The organism is Telluria sp. RT2P19 (genome assembly GCF_059685725.1).
Genome location: NZ_JCASIL010000025.1, coordinates 63,081 through 84,887, shown reverse-complemented (window position 1 = coordinate 84,887; position 21,807 = coordinate 63,081). Strand labels below are relative to the sequence as shown.

General features: G+C 65.5%; 19 protein-coding genes, 1 other RNA gene and 1 riboswitch. Of the genes, 5 read left to right on the top strand and 15 right to left on the bottom strand.

From position 1 onward, the window contains the following. From dnaX to ubiD, 3 genes are all read right to left on the bottom strand, one after another. Positions 1-1,235: DNA polymerase III subunit gamma/tau (gene dnaX / locus AC56KW_RS23575; protein ID WP_497173059.1), on the bottom strand; the 1,235-nt coding region annotated here is incomplete at its 3' end. A gap of 168 nt (positions 1,236-1,403) precedes the next feature. After that, an RNA gene (ffs, locus tag AC56KW_RS23570) (signal recognition particle sRNA small type) lies at positions 1,404-1,502 on the bottom strand. A gap of 77 nt (positions 1,503-1,579) precedes the next feature. Further along, positions 1,580-3,064, bottom strand: coding sequence for a 4-hydroxy-3-polyprenylbenzoate decarboxylase (gene ubiD / locus AC56KW_RS23565; protein ID WP_497173058.1), 1,485 nt, complete (start codon positions 3,062-3,064; stop codon positions 1,580-1,582). A gap of 569 nt (positions 3,065-3,633) precedes the next feature. Between ubiD and AC56KW_RS23560 the strand changes: the two genes are divergently transcribed. After that, positions 3,634-4,476 carry a transglycosylase SLT domain-containing protein gene (locus tag AC56KW_RS23560; protein ID WP_497173057.1) on the top strand — a complete coding sequence of 281 codons (843 nt, stop codon included), beginning with the start codon at positions 3,634-3,636 and terminating at the stop codon, positions 4,474-4,476. A gap of 178 nt (positions 4,477-4,654) precedes the next feature. Here the strand turns inward: AC56KW_RS23560 and nusB are convergent, their stop codons facing one another. From nusB to ribBA, 3 genes are read right to left on the bottom strand one after another with little or no spacing between them, the layout of a single operon-like run. After that, a complete protein-coding gene (gene nusB, locus AC56KW_RS23555) occupies positions 4,655-5,125 on the bottom strand; it encodes a transcription antitermination factor NusB (protein ID WP_497173056.1) in 471 nt (156 codons plus the stop codon). 19 nt (positions 5,126-5,144) lie between these two features. Next, on the bottom strand, positions 5,145-5,624 hold the full coding sequence (gene ribH, locus AC56KW_RS23550) for a 6,7-dimethyl-8-ribityllumazine synthase (protein WP_005671273.1): 480 nt from the start codon (positions 5,622-5,624) through the stop codon (positions 5,145-5,147). Between the two features lie 40 nt (positions 5,625-5,664). After that, the gene (gene ribBA, locus AC56KW_RS23545) at positions 5,665-6,777 is read right to left on the bottom strand and encodes a bifunctional 3,4-dihydroxy-2-butanone-4-phosphate synthase/GTP cyclohydrolase II (RefSeq protein WP_497173055.1); all 1,113 of its coding nucleotides are present in this window, start codon (positions 6,775-6,777) and stop codon (positions 5,665-5,667) included. Positions 6,778-7,107: 330 nt separating this feature from the next. Here ribBA and AC56KW_RS23540 point away from each other — a divergent pair, with 330 nt between their 5' ends. Continuing rightward, positions 7,108-9,798 (top strand): two-component system response regulator, encoded by a 2,691-nt coding sequence (locus AC56KW_RS23540; protein ID WP_497173054.1) that lies wholly within the window; start codon positions 7,108-7,110, stop codon positions 9,796-9,798. Positions 9,799-9,891: 93 nt separating this feature from the next. After that, on the top strand, positions 9,892-12,843 hold the full coding sequence (locus tag AC56KW_RS23535; protein WP_497173053.1) for a M16 family metallopeptidase: 2,952 nt from the start codon (positions 9,892-9,894) through the stop codon (positions 12,841-12,843). Positions 12,844-12,958: 115 nt separating this feature from the next. On the opposite strand, the gene AC56KW_RS23530 is transcribed toward AC56KW_RS23535, so the two are convergent. The 9 genes from AC56KW_RS23530 to glyA all read right to left on the bottom strand — a co-directional run bounded on the left by AC56KW_RS23530 (position 12,959) and on the right by glyA (position 19,994). Then, positions 12,959-13,585: a riboflavin synthase gene (locus tag AC56KW_RS23530; RefSeq protein WP_497173052.1), complete on the bottom strand. Its 627-nt coding sequence runs from the start codon at positions 13,583-13,585 to the stop codon at positions 12,959-12,961. 28 nt (positions 13,586-13,613) lie between these two features. After that, the gene (ribD, locus tag AC56KW_RS23525; protein ID WP_497173062.1) at positions 13,614-14,690 is read right to left on the bottom strand and encodes a bifunctional diaminohydroxyphosphoribosylaminopyrimidine deaminase/5-amino-6-(5-phosphoribosylamino)uracil reductase RibD; all 1,077 of its coding nucleotides are present in this window, start codon (positions 14,688-14,690) and stop codon (positions 13,614-13,616) included. A gap of 101 nt (positions 14,691-14,791) precedes the next feature. Continuing rightward, positions 14,792-15,349: a GspH/FimT family pseudopilin gene (locus tag AC56KW_RS23520; protein ID WP_497173051.1), complete on the bottom strand. Its 558-nt coding sequence runs from the start codon at positions 15,347-15,349 to the stop codon at positions 14,792-14,794. A 127-nt stretch (positions 15,350-15,476) separates the two neighbouring features. Continuing rightward, positions 15,477-15,929 (bottom strand): type IV pilin protein, encoded by a 453-nt coding sequence (locus AC56KW_RS23515; RefSeq protein ID WP_497173050.1) that lies wholly within the window; start codon positions 15,927-15,929, stop codon positions 15,477-15,479. Beyond that, on the bottom strand, positions 15,926-16,618 hold the full coding sequence (locus tag AC56KW_RS23510) for a pilus assembly PilX family protein (RefSeq protein ID WP_497173049.1): 693 nt from the start codon (positions 16,616-16,618) through the stop codon (positions 15,926-15,928). The genes AC56KW_RS23515 and AC56KW_RS23510 overlap by 4 nt, the downstream gene beginning before the upstream one ends. Before the next feature lie 7 nt (positions 16,619-16,625). Continuing rightward, on the bottom strand, positions 16,626-17,564 hold the full coding sequence (locus tag AC56KW_RS23505; RefSeq protein WP_497173048.1) for a PilW family protein: 939 nt from the start codon (positions 17,562-17,564) through the stop codon (positions 16,626-16,628). Further along, positions 17,561-18,097 carry a type IV pilus modification protein PilV gene (gene pilV, locus AC56KW_RS23500; protein ID WP_497173047.1) on the bottom strand — a complete coding sequence of 179 codons (537 nt, stop codon included), beginning with the start codon at positions 18,095-18,097 and terminating at the stop codon, positions 17,561-17,563. Before pilV ends, AC56KW_RS23505 begins: the two co-directional genes overlap by 4 nt. A 113-nt stretch (positions 18,098-18,210) precedes the next feature. Further along, a complete protein-coding gene (gene nrdR / locus AC56KW_RS23495) occupies positions 18,211-18,678 on the bottom strand; it encodes a transcriptional regulator NrdR (protein WP_497173046.1) in 468 nt (155 codons plus the stop codon). A gap of 68 nt (positions 18,679-18,746) precedes the next feature. After that, entirely contained in the window at positions 18,747-19,994 is a 1,248-nt protein-coding gene (glyA, locus tag AC56KW_RS23490; RefSeq protein WP_497173045.1) for a serine hydroxymethyltransferase, read from the bottom strand. Positions 19,995-20,097: 103 nt separating this feature from the next. Further along, positions 20,098-20,218, bottom strand: a riboswitch (ZMP/ZTP riboswitch). A gap of 182 nt (positions 20,219-20,400) precedes the next feature. Here glyA and AC56KW_RS23485 point away from each other — a divergent pair. Together AC56KW_RS23485 and ybgC are read left to right on the top strand one after the other, a co-directional pair. Then, positions 20,401-21,147: an SDR family oxidoreductase gene (locus AC56KW_RS23485; protein ID WP_497173044.1), complete on the top strand. Its 747-nt coding sequence runs from the start codon at positions 20,401-20,403 to the stop codon at positions 21,145-21,147. Positions 21,148-21,389: 242 nt separating this feature from the next. After that, positions 21,390-21,794 (top strand): tol-pal system-associated acyl-CoA thioesterase, encoded by a 405-nt coding sequence (gene ybgC, locus AC56KW_RS23480; protein WP_497173043.1) that lies wholly within the window; start codon positions 21,390-21,392, stop codon positions 21,792-21,794. Positions 21,795-21,807 lie beyond the last annotated feature (13 nt).

Genomic DNA, 21,807 nt, shown 5'->3' with positions numbered 1-21,807 from the left:
GCCTGCCCCGCCGTCGCGGCCGGACGCGGCGCCACCGCCGCATGGCTGGCCGCCGCTGCCGCCGCGGCGCGCGCGGCGGGCGCCGCGCCTACCGCAGCAGCCGCGGGTGGCGCCGCGGATGCCTCTGCCCCACCCTGTCCGGGACGAAAGGCCAGCATGCGCAGCAAGGTCATGGTGAAGCCGGCGTATTCGTCCGGCGCCAGGCCGATTTCGTTACGGCCGTGCACGGCGATCTGGTAGTACAGCTGCACTTCCTGCGGTTCGAAGGCCGCGGCCAGGCGCATGATGTCGGCCAGCTCGGGCAAGTCTTGCGGCACGGCGCCGGGCACCGATTGCGCCAGCGCGATCCGGTGCAGCAAGGTGCCCAGGTCTTGCAGCGCGCCGTTGTACGACAGGCTGCGGCTGGCCATCTCGTCGGCCACCGCCATCAGGTCGGCGCCATCCTGCGCCACGAGGGCGTCGAGCAGGCGCACCAGGTAGGATTGGTCGAGCGCGCCGAGCATGCCCTGCACCGCGTCGAGCGTGACCTGGCCGGCGGCATACGCGATCGCCTGGTCGGTGAGCGACAGCGCGTCGCGCATCGAGCCGTGGGCGCCTTGCGCCAGCAGGCGCAGGGCCGGCTGCTCAAAGGTCACTCCCTCTTGGCCCAGGATGTTTTCGAGGTGGCCGACAATATGACCCGGCGGCATCTGCTTGAGGTTGAACTGCAGGCAGCGCGACAGCACCGTCACCGGAATCTTTTGCGGATCGGTGGTCGCCAGGATGAACTTGACGTGCGGCGGCGGTTCTTCGAGCGTCTTGAGCATCGCGTTGAACGCGTGATTGGTGAGCATGTGCACCTCGTCGATCATGTAGACCTTGAAGCGCGCATTGCTCGGCGCGTAGACCGCCTGCTCCAGCAACTGGGCCATCTCGTCCACGCCGCGGTTGGACGCCGCGTCCATCTCGATGTAGTCGACGAAGCGGCCGGCATCGATCGCGCGGCATGCCTCGCACTGGCCGCATGGCTCGGCCGTGATCCCGCCCTGCCCGTCCGGCCCGGTGCAATTGAGCGACTTGGCCAGGATGCGCGACAAGGTGGTCTTGCCGACCCCGCGCGTGCCCGTGAACAGATAGGCGTGGTGCAGCCGCTCCGTACGCAAGGCATGGGTCAGCGCACGGACCACGTGCTCCTGGCCGACCAGCGTTTCGAAGTTCTTGGGACGGTATTTGCGGGCGAGGACTTGATAGGACATGCCACGATTTTACCGCAGATGACGGGCATCGCGAACAATCCGCAGGTAGGCTCTTGTGTAACTGGAATGAAGTACGGAGGCGACGGACGTGCAAACGCCAGCGCGACAACAGGAGGAAGGGAGCGACTACGGACAGCGAGACGGAGCGGAAGGACGGAGCAAAAGATAAGAGGCGAGCCTGATCTGCGGCACTTGCGGTGAACGGCTTTGGCTGCTTCGTTCCCGACCTGACCAGGTAAACCATGCCACAATGCGCAGGGGCCCGCCAGCACTCATTATACCTGACGGCGGCGGTTTGGGGAACAATGCGACCAGGCCGGCGGCGCAGCGCCGGCCCTGCCCGGTCAAATCTTCAGCTGCTGCCAGATCGTGTCCACCTTCTCTTTCACCGCCGGGTCCATCACGATCGGCGTTCCCCACTCGCGACTGGTTTCGCCCGGCCACTTATTGGTGGCGTCGATCCCCATCTTGCTGCCCAGGCCGCTGATCGGCGAGGCGAAGTCGAGGTAGTCGATCGGGGTGTTGTCGACCATGACCGTGTCGCGGGTCGGATCGACGCGGGTCGTGATGGCCCAGATCACCTCTTTCCAGTCACGCACATTGACATCCTCGTCCACCACCACGATGAACTTGGTATACATGAACTGGCGCAGGAAACTCCACACGCCGAACATCACGCGCTTGGCGTGACCCGCGTACTGCTTCTTCATCTGCACCACCGCCATGCGGTAGCTGCAGCCCTCGGGCGGCAGGTAGAAGTCGGTGATCTCGGTGAACTGTTTCTGCAGCAGGGGAATGAAGACTTCATTCAGCGCCACGCCCAGCACGGCCGGCTCGTCCGGCGGTTTGCCGGTATAGGTCGAGTGATAGATCGGGTCGCGCCGCATCGTGATGCGGTCGATCGTAAACACCGGAAAGCTGTCCTGTTCATTATAGTAGCCGGTATGGTCGCCATAGGGTCCTTCGAGCGCATGCTCGAAGCCGGACGGGTGGTTCGCATCCGGGTAGATATGCCCTTCGAGCACGATCTCGGCCGACGCCGGCACCCGCAATTCGCTGCCGATCGCCTTGGTGAGCGAAGTCCGGCTGCCGCGCAGCAGGCCGGCGAACTGGTACTCTGACAGGGTATCCGGCACCGGCGTCACGGCTCCGAGGATGGTGGCCGGATCGGCGCCCAGCGCCACCGCGATCGGATACGGCTGGCCTGGGCTGGCCAATGCGTGCTCGCGGAAATCGAGCGCCCCGCCGCGGTGCGCCAGCCAGCGCATGATGACCTTGTTCGGCCCCAGCACCTGCTGGCGGTAGATGCCCAGGTTCTGGCGTTTCTTGTTCGGGCCCTTGGTGATCACCAGGCCCCAGGTGATCAGGGGCGCGACGTCCCCCGGCCAGCAGTGCTGGATGGGCAGGCGGCCCAGATCGACATCCTTGCCCTCCCATACGATTTCCTGGCAGGAGGCGCCCTTTACTTCCTTCGGCGCCATGTCCCACACCGCCTTGACGAGGGAGCCCATGCCCATGATGTCCTTGAAACCCTTGGGCGGCTCGGGCTCTTTCAGGCGCGCCAGCACGTGGCCGATCTGGCGCAGGTCGCTCAGGTCGTCGGCCCCCATGCCCAATGCCACCCGTTTCGGCGTGCCGAACAGGTTGCCGAGGACCGGAATCGTGTGCCCGGTGGGCTGCTGGAACAGCAACGCGGGGCCTTCGGCGCGCAGGGTGCGATCACATATTTCGGTCATTTCGAGGTGCGGTGATACGGGAATATCAACGCGTTTGAGCTCACCCATGCGTTCCAGCTGGGCCATAAAATCTCGCAAGTCTGTATATTTCATCAAGTTTTGAGCATTTCTTCGATTGCAGAACGTAAGTGAGAGGGTCGCCTCAAGTGATTGATTCGTCAAGTATTTCTATTTGAACGTCGATCTCTTCAGAACCAAAAGTAATAAGGATTAAGCGTGCTAGGGTTGACTTGATATAAGCTTGACCCCTACAATCCGTCCTACTTGATGAGACGGCCTTACCTTTTTGACACATTTTAGCTGTTCTCATGCAATCACGGGGTCGGGGCCCCATATGACATTTTAAGGAGTGTTTTCTCTTGGGCGTCTGCCCAGCTCCCCCGAGACAGTTGTTGAGCCACTGGTCCCTGCCCACCGGGTTAGCAGCCAGCTGAAGCAAAGCAATGACGGCGTTAGTCGGCCGCGTCGCGGCGACAAACGATTTTCTGATGCACGGCAAAGCACATCCAACGTTTCGCTTAGCGCGAGACGACGGGATTCTTTTTGCCGCGACAAGGGGAAATTCGATGTTTCATCGTTTCATCACGAGCGCAAGGCTCGTGCAAACCCTGGCGAGCCAGCCAATCACGTGGTCTTCCGTGAGCAAAACGGCAAGCGGTTTGATGAAGACCGCACGCACTACCCTGACCATATTCGGTCTCACCGCAGTCGCCATGCTGGCGCTGCTGTACACAAATGACAGTTTCGCCAAGCGCGTCTCTGAAATGCTGCATCCGCAGCCAGTCGTCGTCGCCGCCGTGAAACCGGTGGCGCCTGTCGTGCCTACACCGAAGGCCGTCGCCGAGGCGGTGGCCGTGGAAACGACGCATGTGCGTGATTCGCACGCAATGCTGGGCAATAGCAAGCAACAGCAATACGTCACCAACTGGCTGTCGAAGCGTTATCGCGTCGCCGGCGATGCCGCCAATATGCTGGTCTCGACCGCCTACCTGACGGCGCACGAGCTGAAGCTCGATCCACTGCTGATCCTGGCGGTGATGGCGATCGAATCGGGCCTGAACCCGTTCGCCGAAAGCGCGATGGGCGCCAAGGGCCTGATGCAGGTCATGGCCAAGGTCCACCATGACAAGTTCGAGGACGTGGGCGGCCCGCAGGCGGCCCTGAATCCGGTCGCCAACATCCGTGTCGGCGCCTTGATCCTGAAGGATTACGTCAAGCGCACCGGTTCGGTCGAGGGTGGCCTGAAGACCTACGTCGGCGCGGCCGACCTGGAAACCGACTCCGGCTATGGCAACAAGGTGCTGAACGAATGGCGTCTGCTCAAGAAGGTCTCGAAAGGCCAGAACGTGCCGGTCCGTACGCCGCGCGTTGCGCCGGCGACCATCGTCACGGCCAAGGCCGAGTCGGAAACGGCCAAGCCCGAAGCGAAGCCGATGCAAGAGACCACGACTGCCGCTGCCACCGGCGCGCATGTGCCGGACGTGGAGCCACTGGCCGGGCTGTAAGATCACGAGGGAAGTCCTTCGATGCCACCGCCGCGGCGGTGGCTTTTTTGCGCGTGCACTATATATAGTTGACGCTCCTGGCGACGGGCATGACCTGGGTTCCCGCCAAGGCGCTCACCCGACAAAAAAGCCACCTGCTCGCGCACGGTGGCTTTTTACTGACGGCCAACCCAGCCGATCAGCGACGCTCGTTCGCCGCCACTTCGTCGGAACGCAGCTTCGACGCCAGCTTGTCCAGCACGCCATTGACGTACTTGTGCCCATCGATTCCGCCGAACGACTTGGTCAGCTCGACCGCCTCGTTGATCACGACGCGGTATGGAATCTCGGGATGGTTCTTCAGTTCGTAGGCGCCCAGCAGCAGCACCGCGTGCTCGATCGGCGACAACTCGGTGATCGCGCGGTCGATCAGCGGGGCGATCGATTCGCGCAGCTCGACCGAAGTACTGATCGCGCCATTGAGCAGCGCCGAGAAGAACTCGCTGTCGGCCTTGTCGAAACCATGCGCGCCACGGATATTGGTCGAGACCACCCGCGCCGATTCGTTATTCAGCAGCCATTGATACAGACCCTGGAGCGCGAACTCGCGCGCGCGGTGGCGCGGCGTGCGGTTCTTGCTGGGGTTGGCGTGCGTGCTCTTGTCAGTCATTGTTTTCTTGCCTTTACTGTTATTCGTCCTCTGGCACCAGCTCGTCCAGCGCCATCAGGAGGTTGGCCATCTCGACCGCGACGCGCGCTGCGTCGCCGCCCTTCTCGGCCATCCGGACCTCGGCCTGCTCGTCGGTCTCGGTGGTCAGGATCGCATTGGCGATCGGGATACCGTAGTCGAGGCCGATGCGGGTGATGCCGGCGCCCGATTCGTTCGACACCAGCTCGAAGTGGTAGGTTTCGCCGCGGATCACCGCGCCCAGCGCGATCAGCGCGTCGAACTGCTCGGTCACGGCCATGCGCTGCAGCGCCAGCGGCACTTCGAGGGCGCCCGGCACGGTCACGTGCAGGATGTCTTCGTCGGCCACGCCCAGGCGCTTGAGTTCGGCCAGGCACGACGACAGCAGGCCGTGGCCCACGTCCGCATTGAAACGGGCCTGCACGATACCGATGCGCAGGTCTTCGCCCTGCAGATTGCTTTCAAAAGTTCCTACCGTCATGGCTGACCTCTTCGTCTTGTATATTGGTTGATTGGGTGTTTCAGGCTTCCGGACGCGGCACGTAGCCGGTCACTTCCAGGTCGAAGCCGGTCATGGACGGCATCTTGCGCGGATTGGCCAGCAGCTGCATCTTGCCCACGCCCAGTGCACGCAGGATCTGGGCGCCGATGCCGTAGGTACGCAAATCCATCGACGCGGCGCGCGCGCCGGCGCGGCTGCCTTTCGCATCCTGCGGCGCCAGCTGGGCGAACAATTGATCGGCGCTTTCGCCGCAATTGAGCATCACGATCACGCCGGCGTCGCTGGCCTTGATGGTGCGCATGGCCGAGGCCATGTCCCACGAGTGGGTGGTGGCGCGGTTCTCGAGCAGGTCGAGGATCGACACCGGCTGGTGCACGCGCACCAGGGCTTCCTTTCCTGGCGACAGCTCGCCGTGGACCAGCGCCAGGTGGGCCGAGCCGCTCGGGGCGTCACGGAAGGCGACCAGCTGGAATTCGCCGGCCTCGGTCGACAGCGTGCGCTCGGCCACGCGCTCGACCAGGCATTCGTTCTGGCTGCGGTAATGGATCAGGTCGGCGATGGTGCCGATCTTGAGATCGTGCTCCCTGGCGAACTCGATCAGGTCGGGCAGGCGCGCCATGGTGCCGTCTTCCTTGATGATCTCGCAAATCACCGAGGCCGGGGTCAGCCCGGCCATCTGTGTCAGGTCGCAACCCGCTTCGGTATGCCCCGCGCGCATCAGGACGCCGCCCTTCTGGGCGCGCAGAGGGAAGATGTGGCCCGGCTGTACCAGGTCGTCCGGCGTCGTGCCCTTGTTCACCGCCACCTGGATGGTGCGCGCACGGTCGGCCGCCGAGATGCCGGTGGTCACGCCCTCGGCCGCCTCGATCGACACCGTGAAATTGGTGCCGAACGAGGTGCCGTTACGGGAAGTCATCATCGGCAGCGCCAGGCGGTCGCAAATCTCTTCGGACAGGGTCAGGCAGACCAGGCCGCGCGCGTGACGGATCATGAAATTGATCGCCTCGGGCGTGACGAAGTCGGCTGCAAGCACGAGGTCGCCTTCGTTCTCGCGATCTTCTTCGTCGACCAGGATGACCATGCGGCCGGCACGAAGTTCGGCAACGATGTCCTCGGTGCTGGAAATAGACATACGGGATTCCTTGAAACGGGAGGGTTATGCGTAATCCGCTATTTTAAAGGATTTACAGGCTTTCAACCGCATTGTCGCCCCTGGCTCCTCCCAAATCGGCAGCACAGCCACACTGGTGCGTCAACCGGCGTTACTATTGAGCAACAACTAGTGATTTTGCAGCTTCGAATTGTTAAGCTTGGTGTTTTTACGTGCAACATCGTACTGTGCCCATGTGCCTTTGGATTATGATTAAGACATCTTTGCCGTACCCATCCAGGCAGTGCGGTTGCATTTTTTCGGAGTTGCCATGCCGGTAGTCCTCCCAGTCAGCCGTCCAGGCGTCACCCCATGCGAAAGGCGGTGCTGATGGCCACGATCCTGATTGTCGACGACCGCCCGAGCAACCGCCACTACCTTGGCGCCCTGCTCCGCTACACCGAACACCGCATCCTCGAGGCCGAGGACGGGGCCCAGGCGCTGGCCATCACGCGCACCGAACGGCCCGACCTGATCATCACCGACATCCTGATGCCGACCATGGACGGCTACGAGTTCGTCCAGCAGCTGCGCGCCGACGCTGCCCTGCGCGCGACCCGTGTCATCTTCTTCTCGGCCGTGTACTCCGAACGCGAGACGACGGCGATGGCGGCGCGCTGCGGCGTCACCACGGTGCTGGGCAAGCCGGCCGAGCCGGATCGCATCCTCGAAGCGGTGGCCGCTGAACTGGGCGCGGCGCGTGGCGCGCCGGCGCCGGTGCTGCCGTCCGGCCAGGAGCGCGACCGCGACCTGCCGTTCGACCTGTGCGCGCGCCTGGCGGAACTGGAACGCATGTGCATGATGCTGGTCGGCGAGCGCCGCGTCGACGCCCTCGCCGCGGCCTTCGTGGACGCGGCGCGGCGCGTGCTCGACGCCGACTGCGTCGCCCTGTGCCTGCTGGCCAGCACCGAAAACAGCGTGCGCCACCTGAGTGCCTATGGCGTCGAGGGCCGCCTGCTCGAAGACTGCGCGCTCAACGACGACGATTTACCGGGCGTGCTGCTGCGCGCCCGCGCGACGCTGCGCCTGGACGGTGACGACGCCCTCCTTGCCACCCTGCCCCGGCACCACCCCGAGGTCGGCCACCTGCTCGGCCTGCAGGTCCACGATCTGCAGCATCCGCTCGGCTGGCTGTATTGCACCCGGCGCGTCGGCGCGCCGGCGTTCTCGGACGAAGAAGAACGCTGGGCCACGGCGCTCGCGGCCCAGCTGGCGGTGGCCTATGAAAACCTGAACCTGTACGAAGTGGTGCAGCGCCACGCGGCCCAATTGCAGCTCGAGGCCATCGCGCGCGCCGACGCCGACGCCGCCCTGCGCGACAGCGAACACCGGCTGGAGCTCGCGCGCCAGGTGTTCGACAGCACGCAAGAGGCGATCCTGATGACCGACGCCGACGCCAATATCGTCGCCGCCAACCCGGCCTTCGAAGAGATCACCGGCTATGGCGAAGCCGAAGTGATGGGCATGAATCCGCGCGCGATGAAGTCGGGGCGCCATGACGCCGCGTTCTACGCCGGCATGTGGAATTGCCTGGAGAAGGATGGCCAGTGGCGCGGCGAGATCTGGAACCGCCGCAAGAACGGCGAGATCTACCCGGCCAGCATGAGCATCAGCGCGGTCCACGACGAGCACGGCAAGCGCACCGCCTATGTGTCGGTGTCGACCGACCTGTCCGCGCTGAAGGCGGCGCACCACCAGCTCGACTTTTTATCCAGCCACGATTCGCTGACCCGGCTGCCGAACCGTTCGCTGTTCAACGACCGCATGCAGCAGGCGCTGGCGGCGGCGCGCCAGGATGCCAGCCAGGTGGCGCTGCTGCTGTTCAACGTCGACCGCCTGTCGCGCATCAACGATAGTCTCGGCCACGCAGCCGGCGATGCCGTGCTGCGCGAAGTGGCGCGCCGCGCCAGCGAGGTGGCCGGACCGACCGACACCGTGGCGCGCCTGTCGGGCGACGAATTCGTGCTGCTGCTGACCAGCTTCGACGACACCGACGATGTGATCTATTGCGCCCAGCGCCTGATTGACGCCGTATCGCATCCGCACTCGGTGGACGGACATGACGTGGTCGTCACCGGCAGCATCGGCATCAGCGTCTACCCGCGCGATGGCGACGTGGCGGGCGACCTGCTCAAGGCCGCCGACGCCGCGCTGACCCATGTGAAGGATTCGGGCCGCAACGGCTTCCGGTTCTTCAAGGGCGAGATGAACGCCGAGGCGCTGCGCTGGCTGGCGCTCGAGACGCGCCTGCGGCGCGCGATCGAGCGCGACGAACTGATGCTCCATTATCAGCCGCAGGTCTCGCGCCTCGATGGCCGCCTGGTCGGCATGGAAGCCCTGTTGCGCTGGCGCAGCGACGAGATCGGCCCCGTCTCGCCGGCCGACTTCATTCCGCTGGCCGAGGACACGGGCCTGATCCACCCGATCGGCGAATGGGTGATCCGCCAGGCCTGCTTCCAGAACAAGGCCTGGCAAAACGCCGGCCTGGCGCCGGTGCGGGTCGCGGTCAACGTCTCGGCCAGCCAGTTCAAGGCCGGTACCGTGGCCCAGGTGGTGCGTACCGCCCTGCAAGATAGCGGCATGGATGCGCGCTGGCTGGAAGTGGAGCTGACCGAAAGCGTGATGCTGGGCGACAGCGCCGCGGCCGAGGCCCAGATGGCCGAGCTGCGCGCGATGAACGTCTCGCTGTCGCTGGACGACTTCGGCACCGGTTACTCGTCGCTCGGCTACCTGTCGCGCTTCCCGCTGGATAAACTCAAGATCGACCAGACATTCGTGCGCAACATCGCCACCGAACAGCGCAGCGCCGCCATCGCCCAGGCCACGATCGCCCTGGCCCAGGGCCTGTCGCTGGCGGTGGTGGCCGAAGGCGTGGAGACCGTCGGCCAGCGCGATTTTCTGGGCTCCCTCGGCTGTGACGTCTTGCAGGGCTATCTGTACGGGCGGCCGGTGCCGGCCCACGAGATGGCCCAGCTGCTGGCGAAAGGACGGGTCGTGCTCTGAAGTTTAGGGCAGCCTTAAGCTCGTCCGTGCCCGCCTTCCCGCCATGTAGAATGCACTTAACAAGTCATCCGACAACCATTGAATGAGCATTGAATGAGCAACAACTTCACACGCGGCCTGCCTTCGATGGTATTGGCCGCGGTCCTGGGACTGTCCCCGCTGGCGCATGGCGCGCCGCAGGATGGCCAGGCGCAGCAGCCCTTGCGCCAAGCCCCGTTGCAGATGGATGCGCCGATCCCGGTCGGCCCGCAGGTCAAGGTCGGCAAGCTCGATAACGGACTCACTTACTACATCCAGCGCAATGCGCGCCCCGAGCGCAAGCTCGAACTGCGCCTGGTGGTCAAGGCCGGCTCCATCCTCGAGGACGACGACCAGCGCGGCCTGGCCCATTTCGTGGAGCACATGGCCTTCAACGGCACCACCAACTTCCGCAAGCATGAGCTCGTATCCTACCTGCAGTCGATCGGCGTCGGCTTCGGCGCCGACCTGAACGCCTATACCTCGTTCGACGAAACCGTCTACATCCTTCCGATCCCGACCGACAAGCCGGACAACGTCACCAAGGCGTTCCAGGTGCTCGAGGACTGGGCCCACGGCGTGCGCTTCGATGCCGACGCGATCGAGAAGGAGCGTGGCATCGTGCTCGAAGAGCTGCGCCTGGGCAAAGGCGCCTCGGACCGCATGGGCACCCAGATCTATCCGCGCCTGTTCAATGGCTCGAAATATGCAGAGCGGCTGCCGATCGGGCGCGAGGACGTGCTGCGAAATTTCAAGCCCGACGCCCTCAAACGCTTCTACCGCGACTGGTACCGCCCCGACCTGATGGCGGTGGTGGTGGTCGGCGACGTCGATCCGGCGCATGCCGAAAAGCTCGTGAAGCAGCACTTCACGCGCCTCAGGAATCCGGCCAATCCGCGCCCGCGCGACTACGCCACGATTCCCGCGCGCGCCGCTACCGAGGCCCTGGTGGTGACCGACCCCGAAGCCAACGGCAACGCGGTGCTGATCCGCTATCCGGTGCAGCCGGTGCGCGAACTGGGCACCATCGGCGCCTACCGCGACGAGCTGGTGCAATCGCTGTTCGGGAGCATGCTCAACCAGCGCCTGGCGGAACTGGCGCAGCTGCCGGACGCGCCCTACCTCGGCGCCGGCAGCGCGCTGGGCAAGCTGACGCCGCGCTATCACTCCTATAATTCGTCGGCCGCCATCGGTCCGCGCGGCGCCCTGCCCGCGATCTCGGCCCTGGTCCAGGAGAACGAGCGTGCGCGCCAGCACGGCTTCGGCGAGCAGGAACTCGACCGGGCCAAGAAAAACCTGATGCGCACCTACGAGCAGGCCTGGAACGAACGCGCCAAGAGCGATTCGGGCAGCTACGCCGCCGAATACATCCGCAACTTCCTGCAGGACGAGGCGATTCCCGGCATCGAGACCGAATACCGCTACGTGCAACAGCTGGTGCCGGGTATTTCGCTGGCCGAGATGAACGACTATGCGCGCCGCACCATTCCCGCAGACTCGGGCAAGCTGGTGCTGTACACGGGCGTGAGCAAGCCCGATGCGCCGACCGGCGAGCAACTGCTGGCCGCCGTCAGCGAAGCGGCGCGCACGCCCGTCGAACGGCATGACGAAAAGCTGCTGGCGACGCGCCTGATGGAACGGCCGGCGCAGCCGGGCAAGATCACGGCGGAAGAACACGACAAGGCGCTGGGCCTGACCCGCCTGACCCTGTCGAACGGAGTCAAGGTGATCCTGAAGCCGACCGACTTCCTCAACGACCAGGTGATGCTGAGCGCGGCCCGTCCCGGCGGCCAGAGCCTGTTCCCCGACGGCGACATCCTCAATGCGCGCTTCTCGAACGCCATCGTGGCCAGCATGGGTGTGAAGGATTTCAGTCCGCTCGACATGCGCAAGATCCTGGCTGGCAAGGCTGCCGGCGTGACCGTCGGCCTCGGCAGCTATACCGACGTGATCGCGGGCGCTTCCGGCGCGACCGACGTCGAGACCATGCTGCAGCTGCTGTGGCTGAAGTTCGCCGGCGTGCGCCGCGACGAGGGCCTGTTCCACGCCTATATCGACAAGCAGGCCGAGATCGCGCGCAACCAGAGCGGCCTGCCGGGCCGCTACTTCAACGATGCGCTGGTATCGGCCCTGTACAACGGCCATCCGCGCGCGCCGCGCACGCTCGACGCCGAAGAATACGCCAAGATCGACCTCGATCGCAGCATCGACATCTTCCGCCAGCGCTTCTCGAGCGCCAAGGACCTGACCTTCATCCTGGTCGGCAGCTTCGACGAACAGAAGATCCGGCCGCTGCTGGCGACCTATCTCGGCACCCTGCCGACGCCGGACATCCCGGTCGCCTACCGCGACGTGGGCCTGCGCCCGACCACGGGCGTGGTCAAGCGCGAGGTGCGCAGCGGCTCGGAGCCGAAGAGCACCGTCTCGCTGACCTTCACCGGCCCGGCCGAATTTTCCGAAGCCGAGCAGCTGCGCCTGTCGGCCCTGATCGAGGTGACCAACCTGCGCATCATCGAGGTGCTGCGCGAAAAGATGGCGATGATCTACGGCGGCGGCGCCAGCGGCACGCTGAGCAAGATCCCGTACGGGAACTACTCGGTCGGCGTCAGCCTGCCGACCGGTCCCGAGCACGTGGACAAGGTAATCGCCGCGACCTTCGCCGAGATCGCCCGCCTGCAGCAGGACGGCCCGGACGCGGCGGAACTCGACAAGGTCAAGACCGGCTGGATCCAGAACCACCGGCGCTCACTGCGCGAAAACGGCTATTGGGTGGCCAACCTGCAGTCGTCGCTGACCGAGGGCACCGACCCGGCATCGATCCTGTCGGTGGAGCGCCAGGTCCAGGCCCTCACGGCCGACGACATCAAGGCGGCGGCGCGGCGCTACTTCGACACCAGCAATTATGTGCAGGTGGTGCTCAATCCCGAGACCCAGGCGGCGGCCAAGGTGGCCAGCGCAGGTGGCCAAGCCGCAGGCAAGGCTGGCGGCAATGGTAAACCTGGCGCGCTGGCGGCGCCCGGCGGCTGACGCCGGGGCGCCCGCGATAGGCCACGTTCCTGGCCGTGTTGCAGGGGTGGACAGCGAAGCCGTCCACACGTTCATCCACCCTGCATCTGCCCCAAATCTCGGGCGGCGCCGGGAATTATCGCGCGGCCGACAGCATGCGCTCGACGTAGCGCGCGATCAGGTCGATCTCGAGATTGACGCGCGAACCGGCCGCCAGGTGCTTGAGGGTGGTGACGTCGATCGTGTGCGGGATCAGGTTGATCGAGAAGCGGCACACCTTGCTGCCTTCGGCTTCGAGGTCCTCGACCCGGTTCACCGTGAGCGACACACCGTTGACCACGACCGAGCCCTTATAGGCCAGGAACTTGCCCAGCTCATGGGGCGCGTCGATGACCAGCTCGAACGACTCGCCGACCGGCGCGAAGCTGTGCACCTTGCCCAGGCCATCGACGTGGCCCGAGACGAGGTGCCCGCCCAGGCGCTCGGCCAGGGTCAGCGCTTTTTCGAGGTTCACTTCGCCCGGGGTTTCCAGGCCCACCGTCTTGTTCAGGCTTTCGCGCGAGACGTCGACCGTGAAGGCCTGGTCGGTCTTTTCGACCACGGTCATGCAGGCGCCGTTGATGGCGATCGAGTCGCCCAGGGCCACGTCGCCCAGCGGCAGCGGGCCGGCGTCGACGACCAGGCGCACACCGGCGTCCAGGCCGCCCGCCAGTGGCGAGACGGAAGTGATGTTGCCGACGGCGGCGACGATTCCAGTAAACATACGATTCCTTCGTGTTGGTGTATCAGTATCAGGTTGCCGGCTCGACGAAGCGCGCCAGGATGCGCAGGTCGTCGCCCACGCGCGCCACGTCGTGGAAACGCAGCTGGCGGCGCTGCGCCAGGCGCTCCAGAGCGGGCAGGTCGAACATGCCCTGCCCCGGTCCGATCAGGGTGGGCGCCAGGTAGGCCAGCAGCTCGTCGACGCAGCCTTCGCGCACCATCGAGGCGTTGAGCCTGGAACCCGCTTCGACGTGCACTTCGTTGATTTCACGCCGGCCCAGTTCGCGCATCAGCGCCGGCAGGTCGACCTTGCCATGCGCATTCGGCAGCATGATCACTTCGTGGCCGGCGGCGCGCAATGCCGCGGACCTGCCGGCGTCGTCGACGGCGCCCACGATCCAGCAGGGTTCGCCCTGCAGGATGCGCGCATCGAGGTCGATCTCGAGACGGCTGTCGATGATCACGCGGCGCGGCTGCAAGGGCGTGTCGACGCCGCGCACGGTCAGTTGCGGATTGTCGGCCTTGACGGTGCCGATCCCGGTCACGATCGCGCTGGCGCGGGCGCGCCAGGCGTGGCCGTCGGCGCGCGCCTGCTCTCCGGTGATCCACTGGCTCTCGCCGCCGGCGAGCGCGGTGGCGCCGTCCAGGCTGGCCGCGACCTTCAGGCGCACCCACGGCAGGCCGCGCACCATGCGCGAGAAGAAGCCGATGTTGAGTTCTTGCGCGGCGTCGGCCAGGACGCCGGCCTTGACCGCGATGCCGGCGGCTTCGAGCTGGGCCAGGCCGCGGCCGGCCACCAGCGGGTTCGGGTCGACCATGGCCGCCACCACCCGCCCCAGGCCGGCCTGCACCAGGGCGTTGGAGCATGGCGGCGTGCGGCCGTGGTGGCTGCACGGCTCGAGCGTGACATAGGCGGTGGCGCCGCGCACGTCGTTGCCGCGCGCCGCGGCGTCGCGCAATGCCTGGATCTCGGCGTGCGCCTGGCCGGCGATCTGGGTGTGGCCGGCGCCGATCACGATGCCGTCCCTGACGATCACGCAGCCGATGCGCGGATTCGGCGCGGTGAGGTACATGCCGCGCGCCGCCCAGTCCAGGGCCAGCGCCATGCCGTCGGTATCGTTCAGAATCAGTTCGCGGTATTCGCTCATGTCGGTGGTCAGTTCGGTGCTCGGTTCGGTGCTCATGAGGATCGTCGCCTTGCCGTGTTTCAGGGCGGCGCCGCGGCGCCGTCGCACCCGTCCTCGCGGGCGGGATTGCACAGGCGTGGCCGCCCGAGCATATTGATTTTAATACGGCGCACTTCGCCGCCATGGAACAGCGACAGTGTGCCGAGACGCGATGCGGCGCTGTTCGTGTCGCTGCAACTGCGTCCCGCGCCATTGTAGGCGATGTATTGCGGCGCTGCAGGGCTGGTGAAGGAATAGCTGACCTGCAGGCCTCGCGGCAGAGGCGGATGAACGGCCAGGATCTCGTCGCCCCCGCCGGGACGGCGATCGTTGTCGCGGTCGACATAGACGGTCCAGCCTTGCGACCAGTCGCGGCCTTTCTCGTCGTTGGACGTGAGCTTGACCCGTTCGTTGCGCGCGATCGCCTGCGACCGGGCCAGCTGGACCGCGCTATGCAGGTCGCCGGACGCGGTGCGCAGCTGCTGGCCGCGAACCAGCCCATGCAGATTGGGAGCGGCGAGCGCCGCCGTGACCGCGACCATGCCGAGCACCACCACCAGCTCGGCCAGGGACAGGCCGGCGCACCACCGCCACCTCATCGGCTCCCTTATTGGCTCCCTCATTGGCTCTCTCATTGGCTCTCTCATTGGCTCTCTCATTGGCTCTCTCATTGGCTCCCCTCATTGGCTCCCTCATGCCGCCCCATTGCCAGCACCATCGCCAACCTCATGGCCAACAGCGGGCAGATGGGCCGCTGGCCGTTTGGCGGCCGGTGCTGTCGAGGGTCAGGACGCCGCAATCGGGATCGGCGAAGCCCGTGTCGACATTGGCCGTTCCAGGCCGCGCGCGCAGCGCGATGCATTGGGAGATGTCCTGGCCGGGGCAGGCGTAACCGTCGAGCTCGTAGGCGCTGGCGGCGGCGCTGTTGCCGGTCCAGGTCGGGAAATGGCCGGCATCGGGATCGCCCGCGTCGATCGAGAAAGCGATGTAGGCGTGGTGCAGCGCGCGGTATTGCTCCTGGCGCTGCATCGCGTCCAGCAGCGCCAACTGGGCCTCGACGCGGCGCGCCCTGACTAGCTGCTGCGTGTACGACGGGTAGACGAGCGCGGCCAGGATGCCCATGATCGCCATCACGGCCAGCAGCTCGACCAGCGTGAACCCTCTGCCGATATGCTTCATTGTCGGTCCTTCCCCGGCAGGTGGGCGGCTGCCGCAGCGGGCGGACCGGCGGCGGCGGCGGCTTCCTCGCTCCAGTTGCCAAGCTCGCGCCAACCGACACGCCGGCCCGGCGCGCCGTCGGCAGGCTTGCGGTAGTAGGCCTGCAGCGCGGCGTGGGTGCCCGGCATGCTGCCGGCGCCGCGCGCCACGATCCGGTACAGCTGGCCGCCGGGCGAGGCGGGCATCAATTCGACCAGGTAGCGCGGCGCCTCGCGCGGCAAGGCGCCCTCGCCGTCCGGCATGTTCGTGCCGGTAAAGCTGCCGTAGGCCACCGCCGGACCGTCATCATCGAGCAGCAACCCGGCCAGTTCGTCCGGATCGGCCGCGTGCGCGCATAGCCCGTTGAAGGGTCGCCCACCGCCGCAGCCGGCGACGAAGGCATCCGCGCTGCCGCCGGCGATGGCATTGGCGCGCGGCGAGCCGGGTTCGGCGCCGCCTTCGATGTCGCGTTCCGCATCGTGCACGGCGGCGTCGGCCATCTGCAGCGCCAGCAACCGGTCTTGTTCATGCAGGGCGGCGCGCGCACCCTGCATGGCGCCGCGGGTCGAGGCGATGCCGGTCATGAGCACCGCCAGCATCAGCACCAGGGCGGTCAGCAGTGCGATGCCGCCTTGCCGTTGCCGGGACCGGAATGGATGAACGCCGCGCATGCGAGGCTTACTCCGGCGCCACCGGCAATGCGACGGTCGCGCCATAGACCTTGCGCATGCGCGTTTCGCCCGGTTCGTCGAGCGCCATACCGACCAGGCGCGTACCGGGATCACCAGCGGAATACGCAGCGCCATGATCGGGCCCGAACAGATCGTAGACGATGCGCGCGCCAGCGCCGGGAGCGAGGCGCGGCCCATGCAGCAGCAACCCGACCCGCACCGTCGCCACCCGCTTCCAGTGCGTGCGCTTGTGCAGGTCGGCCGCCCGTTCGGCGGGCGTCGCGCCGACCGGCACCAGCGCCGCGTCGAGCGCGGCAAGCTCGGTGGCATTGACATAGCGGTTCGGGACGCCGTCGCCATCGCTATCGAACCCGTATAGCACCTGGAAGCTGTCGACCCGCCCCGCCACCGCATCCGACGACCAGCCGCTCGCGCCGCGATACTTGCACCGCAGCTCGGCTTCGCCCTGGGCATTGCGTGCGACATAAAGAATGCTCCAGCCTTCTTCATCGCGGTGCACCGGGAAGCCGGCGCAGTCGAGGGTGGCGCCATCGCCGTGCGGCGGCGCGCCACTGCCGGGAAAGCGCAATGCCAGTACGTCGCTGCCGTTGGCCTCGTCGGGCAAGGGAGAGTCGAGCCCAGTGCTGGTGCGCGCAAGCGAGCGGGCGTCGAGCCCGGCGATGCGTGCGGGCGACGCCGGATCGGGCGCCGGATGCGCCGCCCAGTCGACATGCGCCGCCAGCCGGATCGCGCGCGCCAGCGCATCCATGGCGTAACGGCCGCTGTCGTCCATTTCGGACGCTTCCATCACGGCGGCATGCGCGCGCACGCTCGAGATCAACAGCGCCCCCGCTCCGAGCAGCACGGCCAGGCCGAGCGCCATCGCCACCAGCAGCTCGGCGATCGTCAGGCCGGTCTGCCCCATGCGCACATTGAATGGCTTCATCGCGCCACCAGCAGCACATAGCCCGGCGCATCGGCCGTTCCATGCCAGCCGACCTTGATCGCCAGCGGCGCCCCGGCCTCGCCGCTGCACTCCCATCGATAGCGGCTGGTCGCATCGGCCCACGGCGCGCCGTCGCGGCAGAGTGCAATGCGCCCGGCGGGAAAGTTGCGGTGTATCGCCAGGCGCGCCTCGTGCAGGTCGAAGGCGGCCAGCGCCAGCGGGTCGCATGTGGCTGCGCCGTAACATGGCGCGCCACCCGCGGGCGGACCATCGGCCAAGGCGTCATAGGCAAGCGCGAGATAGGGATTGGCGCCGTCGGGCAGGCCGGCTACCTGCGCATTGGCTTGCATGCGCGCGGCCAGCGAAGAGGCCAGCATCGCCGCCTCGGAAGTCAATGCCGCGTGCTGGCGCGTGCGCTGCGCCGCCAGTTGCGACGCACTGGCGCCAACCACGCCCAGCGCGAGCACGAACAAGGCCACCAGGACTTCGATCAGGGTAAAGCCGCCGGACCTATCGGGTAGACGCGCCTGCATTGCCGCTCCTTCTCGCTGACGATGTGCGAGCAGAGAAGGTATCAGGCCGGGTTCATGCGCCCATGCGTCGGCGCAAGCGTGCGCCGGGCCAAAAACGGAACTTGGAAACGACGCTAATTGTCGAGCTTACGCTGGTGGCCGACTTCGACCAGCGCCGCCTGGAAGGAATCCAGGTCCTCGAAATTCTTGTAGACGGAAGCGAAGCGGATATAGGCGATCTTGTCGAGACGCTTGAGCTCTTCCATCACCAGCTCGCCGACATACACGCTCTCGACTTCGCGGCGGCCGCTGGTGAGCAGTTTTTCCTCGATCGATGCGACGGCGCGGTCGATCGCCTCGGCCGCGACCGGGCGCTTGCGCAGGGCCAGCATCAGGCTGCCGCGCAGTTTCGACGAGGCGAACTCTGTGCGGCTGCCATTCTTCTTGACGATGATCGGCATCGACAGTTCGATGCGCTCGTAGGTCGTGAAACGCTTGTCGCACTTGCCGCAGCGGCGCCGGCGCCGGATGGCGTCCCCTTCCTCGGATACGCGGGTATCGAGGACTTGTGTTTCTTCATGCTGGCAAAAGGGACATTTCATGGCGCCGGGCTGCAGGTACTACATGGATACTGATAACGGACCGGCGAGCCGGCCCGGATACATCGATATTAACGCGCGTAGACCGGGTACTTGTCGGTCAGCTTCTTGACTTCGCCCTTCACGCGTTCGATGGTCGCGGCGTCGTGCGGGTTGTCCAGCACGTCGGCGATCAGGTTGCCCACGGTGACCGCGTCTTCTTCCTTGAAGCCGCGGGTGGTGAAGGCCGGGCTGCCCAGGCGGATGCCCGAGGTCACGAATGGCTTCTGCGGGTCGTTCGGGATGCCGTTCTTGTTGCAGGTCATGTGCGCCTGGCCCAGGATCGCTTCGGCTTCCTTGCCGGTCAGGCCCTTGGCGCGCAGGTCGACCAGCATCACGTGCGATTCGGTACGGCCCGACACGATGCGCAGGCCGCGCGCGATCAGGGTCTCGGCGAGTGCCTTGGCGTTCTTGACGACCTGCTTCTGGTATTCTTTGAACTCGGGCGACAGCGCTTCCTTGAACGCAACAGCCTTGCCGGCGATCACGTGCATCAGCGGTCCACCCTGGATGCCGGGGAAGATCGCCGAGTTGATGGCCTTTTCGTGCTCGGCCTTCATCAGGATGATGCCGCCGCGCGGGCCGCGCAGCGATTTGTGGGTGGTCGAGGTCACGAAGTCGGCGTGCGGCACCGGGTTCGGATACTCACCGGCGGCAATCAGGCCGGCGTAATGGGCCATGTCGACCATGAAGTAGGCGCCGACATCCTTGGCGACCCGGGCGATGCGCTCGAAGTCGATGCGCAGGGCGAACGCCGAGGCGCCGGCGATGATCATCTTCGGCTTGTGTTCCTTGGCCTGGCGCTCCAGGGCCTCGTAGTCGATGTCTTCTTCCGGGGTCAGGCCGTACGAGACGACGTTGAACCACTTGCCCGACATGTTCAGGGCCATGCCGTGGGTCAGGTGGCCGCCTTCGGCCAGCGACATGCCCATGATGGTGTCGCCAGGCTTGAGCATGGCGAAGAACACGCCCTGGTTGGCTTGCGAGCCCGAGTTCGGCTGGACGTTGGCGGCTTCGGCGCCGAACAGTTCCTTCAGGCGATCGATGGCCAGTTGCTCGGCGACGTCGACGAATTCGCAACCGCCGTAATAGCGCTTGCCCGGGTAGCCTTCAGCATACTTGTTGGTCAGCTGCGAGCCCTGCGCTTCCATCACGGCCGGCGAGGTGTAGTTCTCGGAGGCGATCAGCTCGATGTGGTCTTGCTGACGAACGTTTTCCTTCTGAATGGCATCCCACAGTTCCGGGTCGATATTGGCGAGCGTATGGTCTTTGGCAAACATGTAAAACTCCAATCGATAATATTCCAGGCAACTGGTCGCCAACGGGAAGCGGTGCGGGAGCCAATGAATGGCGCGGGCAGCCGCGATCGAACGCGTACCGGTTGATGGCTGCCCAGGCGAACGGCGTATGGCGTCTCAGGTTCCCCGGTGGTTGCCCACCTTTTGCCGCGCCGTGCATCCTGATGGTGCGCGCACGCGGTATTTCGCCAGTTACGTGAGACGTAAGGACTCCAAATTGTACTGAACTCCCCATCGTAGGGCAAGGAAACCGCTGTGCCGGCGGCGTGCCGGGGCCGAATCAGGACGCCTCAGCGCACTCGTGGTCGTTTCGGCTACAATTTTATGGTTAGGCAGCGCGCCTTGCCTCTCCCGCCTGCCTCCCTGTTGCCCATCCCAAGGAACCATCATGATCGTCTTCATCACCGGCGCATCGGCCGGCTTCGGCGCCGAAATGGCGCGCACCTTCGCCTCCCACGGCCATCGCGTGGTCCTGGCCGCGCGCCGCACCGACCGCATCGCCGACCTGGCGCGCGAACTGGGCGAGTCCGCCCTGGCTGTCACGCTGGACGTCACCAGCCGCGCCTCGATCGAGGCCGCCCTGTCCGGCCTGCCGGCAGAGTGGAAACAGATCGACGTGCTGGTCAACAATGCAGGGCTGGCCCTGAATACGGCGCCGGCCCATGAAGTGCCGCTCGAAGACTGGGACACCATGATCGCGACCAATTGCCAGGGCCTGGTGACCATGACCCGCGCCGTGCTGCCTGACATGGTGGCGCGCGGCAATGGCCTGGTGATCAATATCGGCTCCGTCGCCGGCAACTATCCTTACCCGGGCGGCAATGTGTATGGCGCAACCAAGGCGTTTGTCGAGCAGTTCACGCTGAACCTGCGCGCCGACCTGGTCGGTACCGGCGTGCGCGCCACCAATATCGCGCCGGGACTGTGCGGCGGCACCGAGTTCTCGAACGTGCGCTTGAAGGGGGACGATGCGGCTGCCGCGAAGGTGTATGAAGGCACGCAGCCGCTGACGGCCAAGGATATTGCCGATACGGCTTACTGGATCGCGACGCTGCCGCCGCATGTCAATGTCAACAGCATCGAGTTGATGCCGACTTGCCAGGGATTCTCGCCGTTCAACGTGCGCCGGGCCTGATCGTCACACCCCCTACGCCACGCTGGGCGAACGCCGATGCAACCATATCCTGACCAATCATTTGTGAGAAAGTGTTACAGTGATTGGTCTTTTAACTACGTTTCAAGTCTACTACTACTCAAAAGCACGACCAGGTGCTATCAATATGTAAAACTTTTCCGCTTTCAAGGTACGCCAACGTACATATTAAAGTGGAAAGTCGCGTAAAATATTTCCCGTTTTCATCTATTCGGCAGCAAAGAATGCCTTCAGTGTACAACTGGCCAGTCAGGATTTATTACGAGGATACCGACGCCGGTGGCATTGTCTATCATGCCAACTACCTGAAGTATTTCGAACGCGGCCGGACCGAGTTCCTGCGCGCTATCGGCATCGAACAGCAAGCGTTGATGGACGCGGACCATACCGCCTTCGTCGTCAGGAGCATGACCCTCGATTACCGTTTCGCCGCCCGACTTGATGACGAGCTGAGCATCCGCACCAGCGTGGCAAAAGTGGGCGGGGCGTCGGTTCAGTTTCTCCAGGAAGCATGGTGCGGCGAAGTGCTGCTCAATTCGGCCAACGTGAAAATTGGCTGCGTCGACGTCCGTACCACGCGCCCCCGTTCCCTGCCCGATGACGTCGCTGCTAAAATGCGTGCCGCCTGAAAAATCTTATACA